Source organism: Clostridium sp. (genome assembly GCF_051278035.1).
Classification (GTDB): domain Bacteria; phylum Bacillota; class Clostridia; order Clostridiales; family Clostridiaceae; genus Clostridium_AD.
Genome location: NZ_JBNMNU010000004.1, coordinates 19,495 through 36,948, shown reverse-complemented (window position 1 = coordinate 36,948; position 17,454 = coordinate 19,495). Strand labels below are relative to the sequence as shown.

The following is a 17,454-nucleotide window of genomic DNA, read 5'->3' as shown; positions in this document are numbered from 1 at the left end:
AATAACTTAATTATAATATATAGGATGTATTAATGCAAGACGATTTAAATCTATCTAAACTCAATTTCTTCATATCGACAATATCACATTTTCCCATCACCACAAGCTCAGACATTATCTTTCCTACAATTGGTGAAAGACTAACGCCATCCCCACCTAGTCCTGTTGCAACATAAAATCCAGATACTTTCGTACTGCATAATAGGGGCAAGTTATCAGGTACTGTAGGACGAAGACCAGCAAAAGTCCTAATAACAGAAATATTGTTAAAAAATGGGAAGAAGTCTACGGCATTTTTAAGTATTTCTCTCACTGTATTGAAGCTAGTATTAGTATTATATGAAGCATTTTCACGACAACCACCTATAATTAAATTCCCCGTAGGTGCTTGGCTTAAAGTTAATCCTATATTGAGTTTAGATGTAATGCTATCTTGGTCTAGAAGCCCAGGCTGATGTTTAGCAACAATAAATTTTGCATCCATAATTTGGTGATGAATTACAAAGGGTATTTGCTCAGTAATTATTATTTGACCTCTTACAGGTAAGACAGGGATTTCTATTTCCAGCATTTTGCCTATTGTATCAGCACGGTATCCAGCTGCATTAATAACAATTGGTGTATATATTTCATGCTCATTCGTAATAACCTGGGTGATTTTACCATTTTGCGTAATTAACTTTATTACTTTATTATGGGGTAAAAATTTTGACCCAAGTTTTTGCGCGGCCTTTGTATATCCTAAAGTAAGTTTAAAAGGATATACGCTGCAGTCCTCTTTATTATAGGCACTGGCAATAACATTTTTAGCAAGTCCTGGCTGGTTATTATGTGTATCTTTATAATCAAGCATAGATATATTAAGACCCTGTTCATTTTGCTTTTCTACGAAGCTCTTTATTACAGGTACATATTTCTCTTCATTTATTAAAATCATTCCCCCTACATTACGGTAGCCAATATCATATTCCAAGGCCTTAGGAAGATTCTTATATAGCTCAGCACTTTTTGTTACCATATTAAGCATGATCCCTGATTTTTTTGATTGTAGAATTATTCCTTCATCGCAAGAACCAGAAGCACCCGCATTTAAGTTTTTCTCTTCAACTAGCACCGGTTTCATCCCAAGTGTTGATAGATAGTACATAATGGCAGTACCAATAACTCCGCCACCGATGACAACAGCATCAGCATAAAGCCTACTCATTTGTGGTTTCACTAATATATTCCTGAATTTTTACCGGTCGTGCAGGAGAGCGACTATGGGGAGGAGTAGAGGTTTTAGGGTCATAGCCTTTTGCAGCTAGTAGCTTTATAATAAGAGTGCTACATATACGACCTTGGCATAAGCCCATCCCAGCTCTAGTTAGCTTTTTGATTTCATCTAAAGTAATTGAACCACTACTAATAGCATCTTCTATTTCATGCAATGAAATTTCTTCACATCTGCATATAATAAAATCATCTTGCATTTTAACACTTCCTTCAAACTTTAATATTTCTAACTTCCATTGCAAATTTTTTTTGAATTTCTACTTCTATAACATAGGTCTTATTATGGCTAGGTGTTATTCTAACTTGATGTATTTTTCCGAGTGTAACCACTTCACCTAATCTATTTAAACACTGAACTTCTGAGCCTTCTATTGGAATAGGAAAAAACTCATAGGGAATTTTAACTAAGGACGTTTTAGGAGTAAAGTTCATATCTACAACAAATATTGCAAGTCCTGGGCAGTGCGAAATGCATAGGCCGCAGCCTTTGCATTTTAGAGTATCAAGAATAGGTTTATTACTAATGCTTTCTCCAATAGTTATGGCACCGAAGGGACAAGATTGTTCACAAGGATTACAGGGGATACACTCAAAACATTCAATAACTGCCAGAGGCTTTTTATTAAGGTCATCTAGAGAAGGTATGCCGTATCCTGGGTTCACTATTTATTCCTCCCTTTGGATCTTAATTGTTTTAGACCACTTCGAATATCATTAAGTATCTTTTTCGTTGCTTGAGTATCAATACAATATCCAAGGTCCGCTGCACAGCAAAGACCTGCTAAACGACCTTCCTCCATAGCGATACTGGCTTCTTCGATTCCAATCATATCTCCAGCTGCATAAATATTTTTAATAGATGTTTCCATATTTTCATTTACTACAGGTATATACCCACATAAGGTAGAGTTGTAATCTAGAGTGCAGTCTATCATTCTTACCAGTTCGGTAGAAGGGGCTAGACCTACTGCGAGGCATAGGGTGTCTGCATCGAATTGTATTTCAGTAGACGGAATTTTGTCGAAATTTTCATCTACCTTTATTAACTCTATTTTTTCAAGATGATCTTTACCTAGCGCCCTATTTATCGTATATCCTAGCATAAATGGAATCCCGGATCGTCTAAGCTTTGCAGCATGAACACTGTAGCCGGTTATTTCTTTAGAAGCTTCAATAATAGCTTTTACGTGAGCGCCGGCTTGAAGTAAATGATAACTTACAATGAGACCTACATTACCGGAGCCTATCATATATATTTCCTTACCAGGAATTACTCTATGAATATTTACCATGGTTTGTGCAGCGCCGGCACCCATTACACCAGGAAGCGTCCAACCAGGAAATGCTAGGGGCTTTTCGGTGGCACCACAGCATAAGATAATTTTTTTTGGATTTATTTCTTGGTAAACTCCATTTCTTATAACCGCCAAAGTATTATGTTCATCTATGCCGATAACCCTTGTATTAAGCATTATTGAAACGCTGCTTTTTTTTGCTAGAGTTAAGAGCTTTTCTCCAATTTCATAACCTCTAAAGCCTGCCATTTGCTCTTTTGAACCGAAAAATTTATGAATCTGTTTGAAGAGTTGGCCTCCAGGTAATGTATTTTCATCAATAACAAGAGTTTTAACACCATGAATCGAAGCTTCAATAGAGGCAGAGAGACCAGCAGGGCCTGCGCCAATGATAACAAGATCAAAATTATTCATGTAAGCCCTCCCATGTACCGTTTCCTACCTGGGTTTTTATTTGCATCCCGTCGCGGACATAAGTGACACATGTTCGTACATTGGGGATGCCATCTACAATCATTAAGCAGTCATTACATCTTCCTATAGCGCAGAAAAGCCCGCGGGGCTCATGTCGTTTTCTTGTGTACCTGCATACTTTTATACCATTCGCTAAAAGTGCTGAGGCAATAGTATCACTTTCTAGGGCTACTAACTTTCTATCATCAACATAAATGGTTATTTTATTATGGTTTTTCAATTTTCCTAAAATGGGATGGGTTATGACTCTCACTAATTATCACCTCTTTTATATGTTAACTAATCTTTACTATATTCTATGAGAATGAATATTAAATGTGTACTTTGTTAATTATTTTTTAGAATATAGTTAACAAAAGAACTGATGTAATTAAATTACATCAGTTCTTTTGATTTACTATTTATGATAATTTTTATTTGTAAAGGTTCCATCAGAAATATCTTGAAAAGCCTCTTTAAGTTCCTTTTGGGTATTCATAACAATTGGTCCGCCCCATGCAATAGGTTCTTCTAATTTTATTCCTGAAAAAACAAGGAAACGAAGCCCTTTATCTGATGCTGCACTAAATAATTCTTCACCATTATTAAAAAGCACTGCTCTTTTACTAGAAATTAAATTCTCATATGAATGCTCAAACCAACCTTCACCTTCTACGATATAAATAAATAACGTGGCGTCTTGGTTAGTTTTAAATTGCCATTTTGCGCCGGCTTTCATGTCCACGTCCAAAAATAACATTTTCACATGATCGCCTTGGACAGCTCCTGGGGTACCCATATAATCACCTGAAATAATTCCTATTTCACAACCGTTCTCATGAATTTTAGGTACCATATCTGAGGTTATATCTCTGTACTTTGGATCTGTCATTTTATTCTTTTTAGGTAAATTAAGCCACAATTGAACACCTAGCATTCTCTCGGATAATTTAGGCATTTCTTCATGAAGGATTCCTCCGCCGGCTGTCATCCATTGGCATCCACCATCAGATATGTTTCCCTTGTTTCCTAAACTATCTTTATGCTCTATGTTCCCATTTATAAGATAGGTAACCGTCTCAATTCCCCTATGAGGGTGCAATGGAAAACCTTTTAGATAATCAGCTGAGTCATAGGAATCAAAGGCATCTAACATTAAAAATGGATCGAATTCCTTAACATCTGGGTAACTAATTACTCGAGTTAGTTTAACTCCGGCCCCATCATACTGATTGGTTCCAGTTACTACTTTACGTATCGTCCTAGTTTGCATAATATTATACCTCCATTTTTTAGATATATAAGTGTAGTATAATTCATTTCGTTAATTATTTATACAAAAAAAGGTGTGAAGAATTTTTATATGGTTAAAACTTAATCCATATTAGAGAGTATGTCAAAAAATAGCTTGACTATGTAATAAAAAAACAGTAAAATGAAAAATATAAATACAATAACAGAAAAATGACTAGAATGTTATAATAAAATTCAATTTTCAACAATACATGATCAATTTAAAATTATTTTTAATCTATTAGAATAAGCAACTACAAGGTTAAAATATAATATATGAAAATAAATTATAAAATAATGTATTAGCTTAAAATGAATCATTTAAACTTAAAAATTCATTTGCACTTAATGTTATAAAATTTTACAGTAATTCTATATGGTAAATATATATATATATGTATACAATAATAAAAAATTAAATTAATTTATTGCGAGTGGTAGAATCAAATGTTATAATATAGAAGTATATTCTAATTTTTGAAAAATATAAGTTTTATGGTTAAAAAGGTAAGATAAAAAAAGGGGGATATAAAATGAAGAAAAATGTTAAAGTGTTAATTGCTGCTGTAATGGTTATGGGGTTATTTGTAGGATGTGCGAATAAGCCGGCAGAAAAAGCGCCTGGTGATGAGCCAGAAAAAAAAGCAGAACAGGTTTTTATTAATCTAGGAACAGGTGGAACCGCTGGAACATATTTCCCATTAGGTGGAGCTTTTGCAGAAATATGGAACAATTCAATTGACGGTATCAATGCCACAGCTCAAAGCACGGGGGCATCAGTAGCGAATATTAACTTATTGAAAGATAAAAAAATCGAAGTGGCCATCGTACAAAATGATGTTGCCTGGTATACAGAAAATGGGGGAGAAATGTTTAAAGATGCTAAGTATCCCGATATAAGAGGCTTAGTTACCTTATATTCTGAACCTCTTCAAATTATTACCACAGACCCAAGCATTAAAACAATAATGGACTTAAAAGGTAAGCGAATTGCAGTTGGAGCTATTGGTAGCGGTGTTGAAGCCAATGCTAGACAAATCATAGCAGCTGCTGGACTCGATTTCGAAGAAGATATCGATGCAAAATTTCTTTCGTTTTCTGAGGCATCATCAGGATTAAAGGATAAACAAGTAGATGTTGCATTCCTTACAGCAGGAATTCCTACGGCGGCTCTTCAAGATCTTGGCGCGCAAAATGATATAACTGTAGTACCTGTAGACGGTGCCATTGCAGAAAAATTAATGGCAGACTATAAATTCTTCACGGAATTTACAATACCTGCTAATACTTATAATGGACAAACTGAGGATGTTAAAACATTAACTGTTAAAGCGATGTTAGTTGTAAACGCAGATTTGGACGAAGATATAGCTTATCAAATGGTAAAATCTATATACGATAACCAGGACAGAATAATAGCAGCCCATAACGTAGGTAAAAATATTACAAAGGAAACAGCTTTAGATGGAATGTCTGTTAAAGTACATTCAGGAGCTGCAAAGTACTTTAAAGAAGAAGGAGTCGCAAAATAAGGAGATTGAAATTCAATGACCTACTTTAATGGTAAGGGCACCTTGGGGAAAAAAATATTTATTGTACTAGTTGTACTTATGGTGTTATTATCAATAAAAATTGTTACCCATGGAAAAGTACTGATTGTGGAAGATCTAGAGGGGCAGGCTAAAACTGAGTTTTATCTGCCAGATAAAACCTTTACTTTGGGATATATTCATTCTGTGGAGTTAACACCGGCAGAAGAATTGTTTAGAGTAGGACAAGACAATACACTCATGCTTTATGAAACCATCTATGAATCCTATGGGGTAGGCCTGCCCTTCTTAAAAGAGGAAGGGGAGCTTGATATAAAGGATGGGAAGTTTATATTGAAAATACAAAGGTCTATGGATTCAATTAAACTAAGAGTATCACCAATTCCAAAGCACTGGCTAAGTATAGGAGATGAGCGCTTTGAGCTCATACAATTAATAGAAAAGCCAAAGGATTTAGTTGAAATATATGCTGTGGATAGATGGGGATTAAAAGTTTTTGGTAAATTCTATAAAATTTATTAATGGGTAGTTATTCTTAAACCTCTTTATATACAAAGGGGTTTAAGAACCATTTTAATTGTTCACAAAGTTCCACATAATATTTATTAGAATAATAATAAGAAGATATCGGGAAAGGGGACAAAAATGAATAAAGATAAACAGCCTGTAGCTGTTGGAGTGAATTCAGAAGAAGCCAATGATTTGCTGAAAAAATATGATAAAGGTTCGAACTTTCGTGAACTTAAGGGTGTTTCAGGTAAAATATTATCCGCCATCTTAATATGTTTTACCCTTTTTCAATTATACACTGCAATTTTTGGGATAATGGATGCCATGTTACAAAGGGCAATTCACTTGGCCTTTGGACTTAGTTTAGTCTATCTATTTTATCCAACTAAGGGATCGTGGTCTAGGAAAAAAATGCATCCCGTAGATATAGGGCTTGCGATTACAGCGGCAACGACATGCATCTATGTAGTTGTTTTTTATAAAGATTTGGTATATAGAGCGGGCAGGGTAACTACCATGGATATGATTGTTGGATCCATAGCAATTTTATTAGTGCTTGAAGCTGCAAGGCGGGTAATCGGATGGCCTATGGTAATTATTGCACTAGCATTCATCGCATACGCCCTACTTGGCCGTTATGTTCCAGGAAAGTTAGCCCATAGAGGGGTTGATATAGAGAATTTGGTTCAACAATTATTCTTTACTACGGAAGGAATATTTGGAATACCCATAGGTGTTTCATCCACTTTCATTTTTATGTTCTTGTTATTTGGAGCTTATCTTGAAAAAACAGGAATGGGTGAATTCTTTATAGACTCAGCCAATGCCATTGCAGGTTTTGCACCAGGAGGTCCAGCAAAGGTTGCTGTACTATCCAGTGCATGCATGGGTACACTTACTGGAAGTTCAGTTGCAAATGTTGTTGGAACAGGAAGTTTTACAATTCCAATGATGAAGAGATTAGGTTACAAAAGTGAATTTGCGGGAGCGGTTGAAGCCACAGCGTCCACAGGGGGACAATTAATGCCTCCAATTATGGGAGCAGCAGCATTTTTAATGGCTGAATTTACCAACACTCCTTATATAAAGGTTATTAGCGCGGCTGCCATTCCAGCTTTATTATATTATTTTGGTGTTTGGGCTGGCGTTCACTTTGAAGCAAAAAAACTGGGACTTAAGGGAATACCTAAGAATGAATTGCCTAAATTCTCTCATGTTATGAAGACAAGAGGCCACCTTATAATTCCAATTATTACTGTTATGTATTTATTAGTGGCGGGATATACCCCTCTTAGAGCTGCATTAGGTGCAATTCTTACGGCTATTGTAGTAGCTAGCATAAAGAAAGAGACAAGACTAAGTTTTAAAGATATTGTTAGTGGACTTGAAAAAGGAGCGAAAAGTGCTTTAACAGTTATTGCCGCATGTGCTTGTGCAGGAATTATAATCGGAGTGGTTACCCAAACAGGTCTAGGACTTAAAATGGGATCTATTTTGGTAGGTATGGCAGATGGTAAGCTTATACTAACATTATTTTTCACCATGTTAACTTCCTTGGTACTAGGCATCGGTGTACCTACTACTGCTAATTATGTTATAACAGCCACCATAGCGGCACCAGCATTGGTGATGTTAAACGTTCCTGTGCTAGCAGCGCATATGTTTGCCTTTTACTTTGGAATCATTGCTGATGTAACGCCACCTGTGTGTCTAGCGGCTGTGGCAGCGGCAGGTGTGGCAAAGTCAGAGCCTATGAGGACGGGGGTGCAGGCGGCCAGATTAGCCATAGCTGCATTCATCATACCTTTTATTTTTGTATATAGTCCCCAATTGCTATTAATTGATGTGACACCATTTCATTTGGTTGTAATTGTAGTAACAGCAATAATTGGGATCATATGTATTGCATCTTCCCTAACTGGTTATTTTAAGACGAAAATGTCTATTATTGAACGTATTATGTTCTTAATAGGTGGGGTTTTATTGGTTACAACTAATTTAGCAGCAAATTTAGTTGGCATAGTCTTATTAGCAGGGGTATATATGCTTCAAAGATCTAAGGATAAAAGGAATTTTGATAAAAATAGTTTGGTAGTATGAAAAATATGATTTTGAATTATCACCACAATAGGAAAAGGTATAACAAAATTTTGTTATACCTTTTCCTATAAAAGATGATAATTTATATTGAATCATAACCAATCTGTAAAGCCTTCATATTTTTTTCTATGGTTGCTTTAGGAACTCTTTTTGCAACTGCATTTTGAATGGATTCAAGAGAAACTACACCTGTCACTTTTACTAAAAGGCCTAAAGCAACAATATTTGTAAATAAATTTTTTCCAAGCTCCTCCACAGCCAAACGAGTCATTGGTACTTTGACTACATTTGCGTGAGTGGGAGAATTAGGAACTAAGTCTTCATCAATAATAAGAACTCCTTGATCACAAAGACCTGCAGAATATTTGTCGGCAGCCTGTTGTGTTAGAGCTAGTACTATATCTGGTTTAGTTACTTTAGGATGATAGATGGATTTTTGGTCTATTATCACTTCCGACTTTGAAGCGCCACCGCGTGCTTCTGGACCATAAGACTGAGATTGTACCACCTGAGAACCTTCCATAACAGCTGCTTCCGCTAGGATAATCGCTGCTGTAATTACACCTTGACCACCGGAACCACATAATCGTATTTGTAGCATTATTTTTCCTCCTTGGCCATTTTAATGACTCTAGCATATTCTGCGGTATATTCAGGTGCCTCTTTCTTATATAAAATACCAATTGGATACTTGTCACACTTTTGGTCATCTGATAATTTTTCATAAGCTGCTAGGTTTACTGCATTTTCTTTCATAGACTTCAACATTTCTGATGCATCACCCATTTTATTTCTTCTACCATAAGCAACAGGGCACTGCGTGATAGCTTCTACTAGGGAAAATCCGTTACTTAAAATACCTTGAGCAATTAGATCAACTAGTGGTTTTGCATGATAAGCAGTACCACGAGCAATATAAGTAGCACCAGCACCTTTGGCAAGTTCACAAGGATCAAATGGTCGATCTATTGCTCCAAAAGGCGCGGTTGTAGCCTTTTTACCAACAGGTGTAAGACAAGATTCCTGTCCTCCAGTCATTCCATAAATACTGTTATTAAATAGTATTACTGTTAAATCAACATTTCTTCTAGCTGCATGTATAAAATGGTTACCACCTATTGCAGTACAATCGCCATCACCAGTTATTACAATGACTTTCAATTTAGGATTAGCAAGTTTAATACCAGTTGCAAAAGGTATTGCTCTGCCATGGGCTGTATGCAACGTATCAAAATCCATGTAACCAGAAGCCCTAGAAGAGCAACCAATACCAGACACAATGACTGTATTATCTTGGTCAAGTCCTAATTTTTCTGCTGCTTTAGCAATGGATTTCATTACAATTCCATTGCCACAACCTGGACACCACATATGTGGTAGATGCTCTTCGCGAAGATATTTTTCATAATTCCTCATTTTGCCACCTCCACTGTAAGTGCTTCAATTGCAACGCATATTTCCTCAGGAGTAAATATTTTTGAATTATATTTTGGAAGAGAAATTACCTGTGCCTGTCCAACGGCAGCACGAGTTACTTCTAAAACCAGTTGTCCATAATTCATTTCAGGTACAAGAATCTTCTTAACTTTTTGCGCTAAATCATTGACTACCGTGTCAGCAAAAGGCCAGATAGTCATTAATCGAATCATACCGACTTTAATTCCCTTTTGGCGAGCTATTTCTACGGCCGCGTAAGCAGTACGAGATGTTCCACCATATGCTAATACTGCGTACTCCGCATCTTCCATAAAAAATTCATCGTAATGAGTAATTTCGTCCTGAACTCTACTTATTTTTTCATGCAATCGTTTAATTGTAGATTCTGTTACGTCTGCACTAGATGTTGGAAAACCAGTTTCATCATGGATAAGTCCAGTAACATGAAAGCGATGACCAGTTCCGAAGTTAGGAACGTTTGGAACAAGATCATCCATAGGAGCATATGGCTTGTATCCCTCTTCTTTTGTGCATGTTGGCATGCGCCTTGGGTACACTTCTATATCCGACGTTTCAGGTAAAATAACACTTTCACGCATGTGACCAACTACTTCATCTAGTAGTATAATAACAGGGGTACGGAACCTCTCTGCATAATTTACGGCAAGTACGGCCACATCAAAAGATTCTCTAACTGTCCAAGGAGATAGTGCAATCATGGGATGGTCGCCATGAGTTCCCCAACGAGCCTGCATTACATCTCCTTGTGCAGGGGAAGTAGGCTGACCTGTAGATGGACCTGAACGTTGAACGTTTACAATTACGAGTGGTATCTCGGCGATACATCCATAACCGATTAATTCCTGTTTAAGAGAAAAACCTGGTCCTGAAGTAGCCGTAAGACCTTTTCTTCCAGCTAAGACTGCACCGAGTACCACTGCAATTCCAGCAATCTCATCTTCCATTTGAATAAAAGTACCTCCTAAAGCAGGAAGCTCTTTAGACATAATTTCGGCGATTTCTGTAGAAGGAGTAATTGGATATCCTCCAAAAAAATTCACACCAGCAGCTAATGCACCCTCTGCACAAGCTTCATTTCCTTGCATTAATCTAGCTTCATTCATATTTTCACCCTCTTTTCTACATAAATTGCATAATCAGGACAAAGAAGTTCACACTGTCCGCAGTTTATGCACTCTGGTTCATCAATCACATATACCTTTCCTAAGGTATCTAACGCTAAAATATGTTTAGGACAAAATGCGACACAAATGCCACATCCTTTACACCTATCTAGTTTCAAGGTGAAATTAACTTCCATAATGATCCTCCTAGTTGTTCAAGTATAGTTATTTTAAATCCAATTGAATCAGAATCAGTGTATGTCAGTATTAGATTTAATATTGTTAATATTATAACAATAGTACCGACATATATTAAAAATAGCATAGTTAGATTTGATTTGCAATAGAATATTAGTATAAATTTAAATTTTATGTACAGGCATTTTTAATAATTTAAAGCATATTATTTTAAGAAGCTCTATTAGGAGGTACATCTTTGTTTTTCATAAATTGTATATTAGAAATAATTGGAAATATTACATTATTAACAGCTTACGTAACTGGTAGTAGTTCGTTCCCTCAGCCATTAAGTGAAGAAGAAGAAAAATCCTATTTAACAAAGTTTAAGGAGGGAGATTTACTAGCTAAAGGAATACTTGTTGAACGAAATTTAAGATTAGTTGCACATATAGTAAAAAAATATTCTTACCAAGGTAAAGATGTAGATGACCTCATATCTATTGGAACCGTGGGGCTAATTAAAGCAATTGAAGCTTTTGATGTAGGTAAGGGAGTAAGGCTAGCAACCTATGCGGCAAGGTGTATAGAAAATGAGATTCTCATGCTTATTAGAAGTAATAAGAAGACAAAAGGGGATGTGTATCTACAGGATCCTATTGGTACTGATAAAGAGGGAAATGAGATATCCCTATTGAGTGTATTAAGTAGTGATGAAGATACTATCTTTGAGATAGTAGAAAATAAAATACAAATTCAAAAGCTTTATGATAAAATAAACTCTACTTTAATAGATAGAGAAAAAACAATAATTCAAATGCGCTATGGATTACTTGATGGTAATCCTAGAACGCAAAGAGAACTTGCATTATTTTTAGGAATTTCTAGATCCTATGTTTCTAGAATTGAAAAGAGAGCATTAAAGAGGCTTAATAAGGAATTAGATAGTACTAGTAAAAACATTTAGTTAGTAAATTAAAGTATATACTTTAAACATAAGGCTACATTCCTTGCAATATCAAGTGTAGCCTTATCTTGCGTTTATAAATGCAGAGTTTAGCGAAAGTTGCGAACGAATTATAGTTATAAAGACAATAAAATTAGAGGGAAGTTATGGATATTTGTAGAATTACATATGTAGTAGAAACAGATAGAATAATATTTAATTGAAGACAATATTAAAAAAAAACAAGAGGAGATATGCATTATGAAGAATATAATGCCAAATATAAGTATGAATTATAAGAACAATAATGCAGTTGAAAATGAATATTTTAACAGACATGATTTAGAAAAAAAGTTAAATGAAAGAATTCTACATCTTGAGGAGGAGCTTCAGTATACCAAGGAATGCCTCCAAACATCACATGAGGAGCATCTTGTGTATAATGAAGAACTAATAAGTACAAACGAGGAAATTAAAGCGATAAATGATGAACTTTTAAAAACGAACATCCAGTATCAATTTAAGATTCGAGAATTGGATGAGTCATATAATGATATGAAAAATTATTTAAACAGCACAGATATTGGAACAATTTTTTTAGATGAAAAGCTTTGTATCAGAAAGTTTACACCGAGCATTACTAAAGAAATAAACCTTAAGATGCAGGATATTGGTCGTCCACTTTCGCACATAGTAAGTAATATTTTGGATTATGATATTAACTTGGGTGCAAGTGAAGTATTAAGCCGATGTACGTCATCTGAGAAGGAAGTTCAAAGTAAAAATGGAAGCTGGTATTTACTTAAATGCACTCCATATTGTACAGTTGAAAATATAACTCATGGTGTCGTCTTATCACTTGTGGATATAACTAACAAGAAATTATTAGACGAAACAATTTTATTAGAAAGTTTAAAGACTGAGTTCTTCAGTAACCTTTCACATGAACTGAGAACGCCTCTAAATGTAATTTTATCTGCCTTACAACTTTTAGACACCTATGAAAATAGTAGTGATGTTATTGATAAAGAAAAAAAGATTAAAAAGTATACCAACATAATGAAACAAAATTGTTACAGACAATTAAGACTAGTTAATAATATACTTGATATTACAAAACTTGATGCAGGTTTTTTGGAGTTAACACAACAAAAATGTAATATCGTAAGTATTGTTGAGAGCGTTACCATGTCAGTAGCAGAATATATAAAATCCAAATCTATTGAACTTATTTTTGATACTGATATAGAGGACTGTATAATGTCTTGTGATCCAGAAGAAATTGAAAGAGTGATACTAAATCTACTTGCTAATTCAATAAAATTCACAAAACCAGGCGGAGATATATCAGTAAATATGTATGATAAAGGAGAAAACATTATAATATCAATAAAAGATACAGGTATAGGCATTCCAAAGGAAAAGTTAGATATTATTTTTGATCGATTTAGACAGGTAGATAGGTCGCTTACACGAAAACAGGAGGGCAGTGGTATTGGACTTTCTATTGTAAAATCACTTGTCGAGCTACATGGCGGTACAATTTCAGTTTTAAGCGAATATGGCAAAGGAACAGAGTTTATCATTGTGTTTCCAGTATCAGTACTTTCTAAGGAATCCGAAATATGTAAAAAATTAGAAGGCGGTCCTCAAGAAAGAATTGAGAGAATACATATTGAGTTTTCGGATATTTACTCCTTAAATTAGATATTAATTATTAAAGAAGGAACATCTTTCACTAAAAGAAGTGGGGATGTTCCTTCTTTAATGCCGTTAATGTAGTTTTTTTAAAAAAATTCAAGGATTTAAATACTATTATACCCCGGTTACAAATAATTTGTTATAATAAGAGTATAGAGTGATATGTTCATCAATTTGTGAATGGAGGGGTATGATGAAAGAGAATAAGATAACGGATACTGTAAAAATGGATTTTTCAATTGTCGGCATAGGGGCATCCGCAGGAGGACTCGATGCACTGTCATCTTTCCTTAATAATGTTCCTGAAAATAGTGGGTTGGCTTTTGTTATTGTTCAACACATGGAGAAAAACAGTAAGGGTATTTTGGTGAATTTACTTCAGAATGATACTAGTATGGAAGTTGTACAGGCATATGAGAACTTAGTTGTTCACCCAGACGTTGTCTATGTAATTCCGCCAGATAAAAATATGTCTATTAACAATAATGTGATACATATTTTTGATTATAATAAGACTGACAATCTTAGCATGCCCATAGATTTCTTTTTTCGATCACTTGCTAATGACAAGCAGGAGATGAGTATTGGAGTTATACTCTCAGGAATGGCTACCGACGGTACAGAGGGAGTCAGAGAAATCAAGCAAAATGGAGGAGGTATTTTTATCCAAGAACCGTCCTCTGCTAAATTTAATAGCATGCCTCGTAGCGCAATTGAAGCGGATATAGCGGATGGTGTATCCATAGCAGAGAAATTACCTTCAAAGATTATTTCCTATATTGAACATAAACCTAAAATGCTTCTTTCAGGAAATGAAAGTGTAGAGATGAATAAGAATTACTTCGACAGTATTATAGGGATGATACGAGCACATACAGGTCATGATTTTTCTTCATATAAAAAAAACACTATACAACGTAGGATTGAGAGATGCATGGGTATGCATCAAATAGACAATATAGACACATATGTTACTTATTTAAAGGATAATCCTCAAGAACTTAATTTGTTATTCAAAGAATTTTTGATTGGGGTCACCAGTTTTTTTCGCGAACCGTTGGAGTGGGAACTTCTAAGGGACAAAGTTATACCTAAACTTTTAGAAGAACGTTCCCCCACTGATACGATTCGTGTTTGGATATCTGGCTGTTCTAGTGGTGAAGAGGCTTATTCCTTAGCGATTGTCTTCAAAGACGTGATGGATAAATCAAAGACCAATAATGGGTTTTCTGTTCAGATTTTTGCTACAGATCTAGACAATGGAGCCATTGATAAGGCTCGTGAGGGTATATTTTCGAACAATATTGAAAAAGAAATGTCCACCGAGCATCTGAAAAAGTATTTCGCCAAGATGGATCGTGGATATCAGGTTGACAAGGGAATTCGTGATATGGTCATCTTTGCTCAGCAAAACATGATTAAGGATCCGCCATTTACTAAGGTGGATATAATGATTTGTCGTAATCTACTTATCTACTTGACACCAGAAATTCAGAAAAAGCTTATTCCTCTTTTTCACTATAGTCTTAATAGTAACGGATTTCTATTTTTAGGAAGTGCGGAGTCAGTAGGGAACTTTACTGAGCTTTTTAAACCACTTAATCTTAAATCGCGAATATATCAGAGGCTTAGGCCACTAATTCAGAAGGAACCTATAGAATTTCCAAACTCCTTTGCACCGTACCAGTCTGAGGTTAATGAGCCGTCGGATGATGTTCAAAATATGCAGACGCTGGCGGATAAACTGGTTTTGCAAAAGTATTCACCGGCCGCAGTGCTTGTCAATATTAAAGGGGACATTCTCTACATTACCGGAAGGACGGGCAAGTACCTGGAACCTGCTTCCGGTAAGGTTAATTGGAATATTTTTGCCATGGCCCGTGAAGGGATAAACTATAAACTGAGTGACGCCTTCTACAAGGCAGTTCGGCGAAAAGAAGCGGTTATTGCTAAGAATGCAGTTGTGTTAAACGAAGCTGGACCTCAGATGGTTGATATCACAGTCACTCATCTAAAAGAGCCAGAGGCTCTGAAAGGGATGGTAATGATTATTTTTACCGACGTAATTGTTTCAAATCCAAGCGAAATAATAAATACAACTGGAAAAATACATGATAGTAATGGACGGGAGAAAGCTCTTGAGAGAGAACTACTAGAAACTCGACAAATGTGGCAAGTTGCAGGTGCAGAAATGCAGATATCACAAGAGGAATTTAAATCAAGTAATGAGGAATTGCAGTCATGCAATGAAGAACTCCAGTCCACAAATGAGGAACTGACCACAACTAAGGAAGAAGTACAGTCCTCAAATGAAGAGCTAAAGACTATCAATTTAGAACTTCAGGTCAAGTTATATGACCTGTCACTAGTCACAAGCGATATGAAGAATCTAATGGATAGCACGAAAATTGCCACCTTATTTTTGGATAATACTTTGCTAGTTAAGCACTTCACAAGTCAAATGACAGTAGTCTCAAGGCTTATTTCCAGTGATGTGGGAAGGCCTATAACTGATATCGCTTCAGATCTTATTTATCCGGAACTGACAGAGGATGTTATGGAGGTGCAACGTACGCTGATTACTTTTGAAAAACAGGTAATGTCTCGAAATGGGGGTTGGTTTAACGCACGCATTCTGCCTTACCATACGCTAGAGGGGAAAACAGATGGGGTGGTTATAACTTTTGTGAATATAACTAAAACAAAGGAACTAGAGGCAGAGCTGTTACTGCTAAATGATAGGCTGCAAAGTAAAGGAGAAAAAGCTCATAAGGAGATCGCTGCAGCTAAAGAGAACTGACTCGGTAAGTTATAAGTATTTCATTCCTCAAGGTATATGTAAAAGTTATTCAGTACATACTAATAACAACATTTACAATTGAGGGGTGAAAATATTGGATTTAAAAGATATAGTAAAGAAAGTTCATAAAAGAGAAGAGAGCTTAGATATTCAGGAGGCATTTAATATATATAGTCTTCTAAGAGCAAGATATGTTAGTACCCAAACAGTTCAATTATTTAAGAACTTTGTTCATGATGTAGGTTGGCAAGTAATTTTAGATAAATTTCAGAAAAATTTTGAAGAACAAATAGATAATTTAGAAGAATTAGGAGAAAAATTTCGTATTATTATGCCAAACAGATCTCCGATAGATGTGAAGTTTGTAACACGTGTTAATGATATAACAGATGATTACATCTATAAAAAGATATACAATGATCTGGTAGCGCAGCTGATGTCTCTTACCCACGCAGTTCGTTCAACCAGTACGAATGATAATTTAAGACATACTATCATACAAGATTTAATAGTTCATTTTGAAGATTTTGATACTCTTTATAAGTTTGGTAAATTGAAAGGCTGGGAGGAGACTTATCCTACTTACAAGACGTCCATTTCTCAGACAAAAGAACAACTTTCCACATCTGAAGCGTTTCATATTTGGGATCATATTGTTATGAGATATGAACAAATTGAACTCATAGGTATATTCGGTAGTTTTGCTCATGATACTGAGTTTAAGGTAATACTTTAACAGGGGGCATATATTTATAACAAGCAGGTTAAAAAGCTTGAAGCGTTAGCACTAAAG

17 protein-coding genes are annotated in these 17,454 nt (G+C 35.4%); 7 read left to right on the top strand and 10 right to left on the bottom strand.

Annotation, left to right across the window (positions count from 1 at the left end):
* Positions 1-10: 10 nt before the first annotated feature.
* The 6 genes from ACJAX4_RS01540 to ACJAX4_RS01515 all read right to left on the bottom strand — a co-directional run bounded on the left by ACJAX4_RS01540 (position 11) and on the right by ACJAX4_RS01515 (position 4,296).
* On the bottom strand, positions 11-1,219 hold the full coding sequence (locus ACJAX4_RS01540) for an NAD(P)/FAD-dependent oxidoreductase (RefSeq protein WP_435787691.1): 1,209 nt from the start codon (positions 1,217-1,219) through the stop codon (positions 11-13).
* On the bottom strand, positions 1,200-1,472 hold the full coding sequence (locus ACJAX4_RS01535) for a (2Fe-2S)-binding protein (protein WP_435787690.1): 273 nt from the start codon (positions 1,470-1,472) through the stop codon (positions 1,200-1,202). The genes ACJAX4_RS01540 and ACJAX4_RS01535 overlap by 20 nt, the downstream gene beginning before the upstream one ends.
* Positions 1,473-1,485: 13 nt before the next feature.
* Positions 1,486-1,938, bottom strand: coding sequence for a 4Fe-4S dicluster domain-containing protein (locus ACJAX4_RS01530; protein WP_435787689.1), 453 nt, complete (start codon positions 1,936-1,938; stop codon positions 1,486-1,488).
* On the bottom strand, positions 1,938-2,984 hold the full coding sequence (locus ACJAX4_RS01525; RefSeq protein ID WP_435787688.1) for an NAD(P)/FAD-dependent oxidoreductase: 1,047 nt from the start codon (positions 2,982-2,984) through the stop codon (positions 1,938-1,940). The genes ACJAX4_RS01530 and ACJAX4_RS01525 overlap by 1 nt, the downstream gene beginning before the upstream one ends.
* Complete coding sequence (locus ACJAX4_RS01520) at positions 2,977-3,297, bottom strand: (2Fe-2S)-binding protein (protein ID WP_435787687.1); 321 nt, start codon at positions 3,295-3,297, stop codon at positions 2,977-2,979. The genes ACJAX4_RS01525 and ACJAX4_RS01520 overlap by 8 nt, the downstream gene beginning before the upstream one ends.
* Before the next feature lie 144 nt (positions 3,298-3,441).
* A complete protein-coding gene (locus tag ACJAX4_RS01515; protein ID WP_435787686.1) occupies positions 3,442-4,296 on the bottom strand; it encodes a pirin family protein in 855 nt (284 codons plus the stop codon).
* Positions 4,297-4,849: 553 nt separating this feature from the next.
* Between ACJAX4_RS01515 and ACJAX4_RS01510 the strand changes: the two genes are divergently transcribed.
* From ACJAX4_RS01510 to ACJAX4_RS01500, 3 genes are all read left to right on the top strand, one after another.
* Positions 4,850-5,848 carry a TAXI family TRAP transporter solute-binding subunit gene (locus ACJAX4_RS01510; RefSeq protein WP_435787685.1) on the top strand — a complete coding sequence of 333 codons (999 nt, stop codon included), beginning with the start codon at positions 4,850-4,852 and terminating at the stop codon, positions 5,846-5,848.
* 15 nt (positions 5,849-5,863) lie between these two features.
* A complete protein-coding gene (locus ACJAX4_RS01505; RefSeq protein ID WP_435787684.1) occupies positions 5,864-6,388 on the top strand; it encodes a DUF1850 domain-containing protein in 525 nt (174 codons plus the stop codon).
* A 123-nt stretch (positions 6,389-6,511) separates the two neighbouring features.
* Positions 6,512-8,476: a TRAP transporter permease gene (locus ACJAX4_RS01500; protein WP_435787683.1), complete on the top strand. Its 1,965-nt coding sequence runs from the start codon at positions 6,512-6,514 to the stop codon at positions 8,474-8,476.
* 82 nt (positions 8,477-8,558) lie between these two features.
* Here the strand turns inward: ACJAX4_RS01500 and ACJAX4_RS01495 are convergent, their stop codons facing one another.
* From ACJAX4_RS01495 to ACJAX4_RS01480, 4 genes are read right to left on the bottom strand one after another with little or no spacing between them, the layout of a single operon-like run.
* Positions 8,559-9,077: a 2-oxoacid:acceptor oxidoreductase family protein gene (locus ACJAX4_RS01495; RefSeq protein WP_435787682.1), complete on the bottom strand. Its 519-nt coding sequence runs from the start codon at positions 9,075-9,077 to the stop codon at positions 8,559-8,561.
* Positions 9,077-9,892 (bottom strand): 2-oxoacid:ferredoxin oxidoreductase subunit beta, encoded by an 816-nt coding sequence (locus tag ACJAX4_RS01490; RefSeq protein WP_435787681.1) that lies wholly within the window; start codon positions 9,890-9,892, stop codon positions 9,077-9,079. Before ACJAX4_RS01490 ends, ACJAX4_RS01495 begins: the two co-directional genes overlap by 1 nt.
* On the bottom strand, positions 9,889-11,037 hold the full coding sequence (locus tag ACJAX4_RS01485) for a 2-oxoacid:acceptor oxidoreductase subunit alpha (protein ID WP_435787680.1): 1,149 nt from the start codon (positions 11,035-11,037) through the stop codon (positions 9,889-9,891). The genes ACJAX4_RS01490 and ACJAX4_RS01485 overlap by 4 nt, the downstream gene beginning before the upstream one ends.
* A complete protein-coding gene (locus tag ACJAX4_RS01480; RefSeq protein WP_435787679.1) occupies positions 11,034-11,234 on the bottom strand; it encodes a 4Fe-4S binding protein in 201 nt (66 codons plus the stop codon). The genes ACJAX4_RS01485 and ACJAX4_RS01480 overlap by 4 nt, the downstream gene beginning before the upstream one ends.
* 239 nt (positions 11,235-11,473) lie before the next feature.
* On the opposite strand from ACJAX4_RS01480, the gene sigK reads away from it, so the two are divergent.
* From sigK to ACJAX4_RS01460, 4 genes are all read left to right on the top strand, one after another.
* Entirely contained in the window at positions 11,474-12,181 is a 708-nt protein-coding gene (gene sigK / locus ACJAX4_RS01475; protein ID WP_435787678.1) for an RNA polymerase sporulation sigma factor SigK, read from the top strand.
* Between the two features lie 240 nt (positions 12,182-12,421).
* Positions 12,422-13,867 carry an ATP-binding protein gene (locus ACJAX4_RS01470; protein ID WP_435787677.1) on the top strand — a complete coding sequence of 482 codons (1,446 nt, stop codon included), beginning with the start codon at positions 12,422-12,424 and terminating at the stop codon, positions 13,865-13,867.
* 187 nt (positions 13,868-14,054) lie between these two features.
* Positions 14,055-16,661 carry a CheR family methyltransferase gene (locus ACJAX4_RS01465; protein ID WP_435787676.1) on the top strand — a complete coding sequence of 869 codons (2,607 nt, stop codon included), beginning with the start codon at positions 14,055-14,057 and terminating at the stop codon, positions 16,659-16,661.
* A gap of 85 nt (positions 16,662-16,746) precedes the next feature.
* Complete coding sequence (locus tag ACJAX4_RS01460) at positions 16,747-17,397, top strand: hypothetical protein (protein ID WP_435787675.1); 651 nt, start codon at positions 16,747-16,749, stop codon at positions 17,395-17,397.
* The last annotated feature ends 57 nt before the right edge of the window (positions 17,398-17,454 follow it).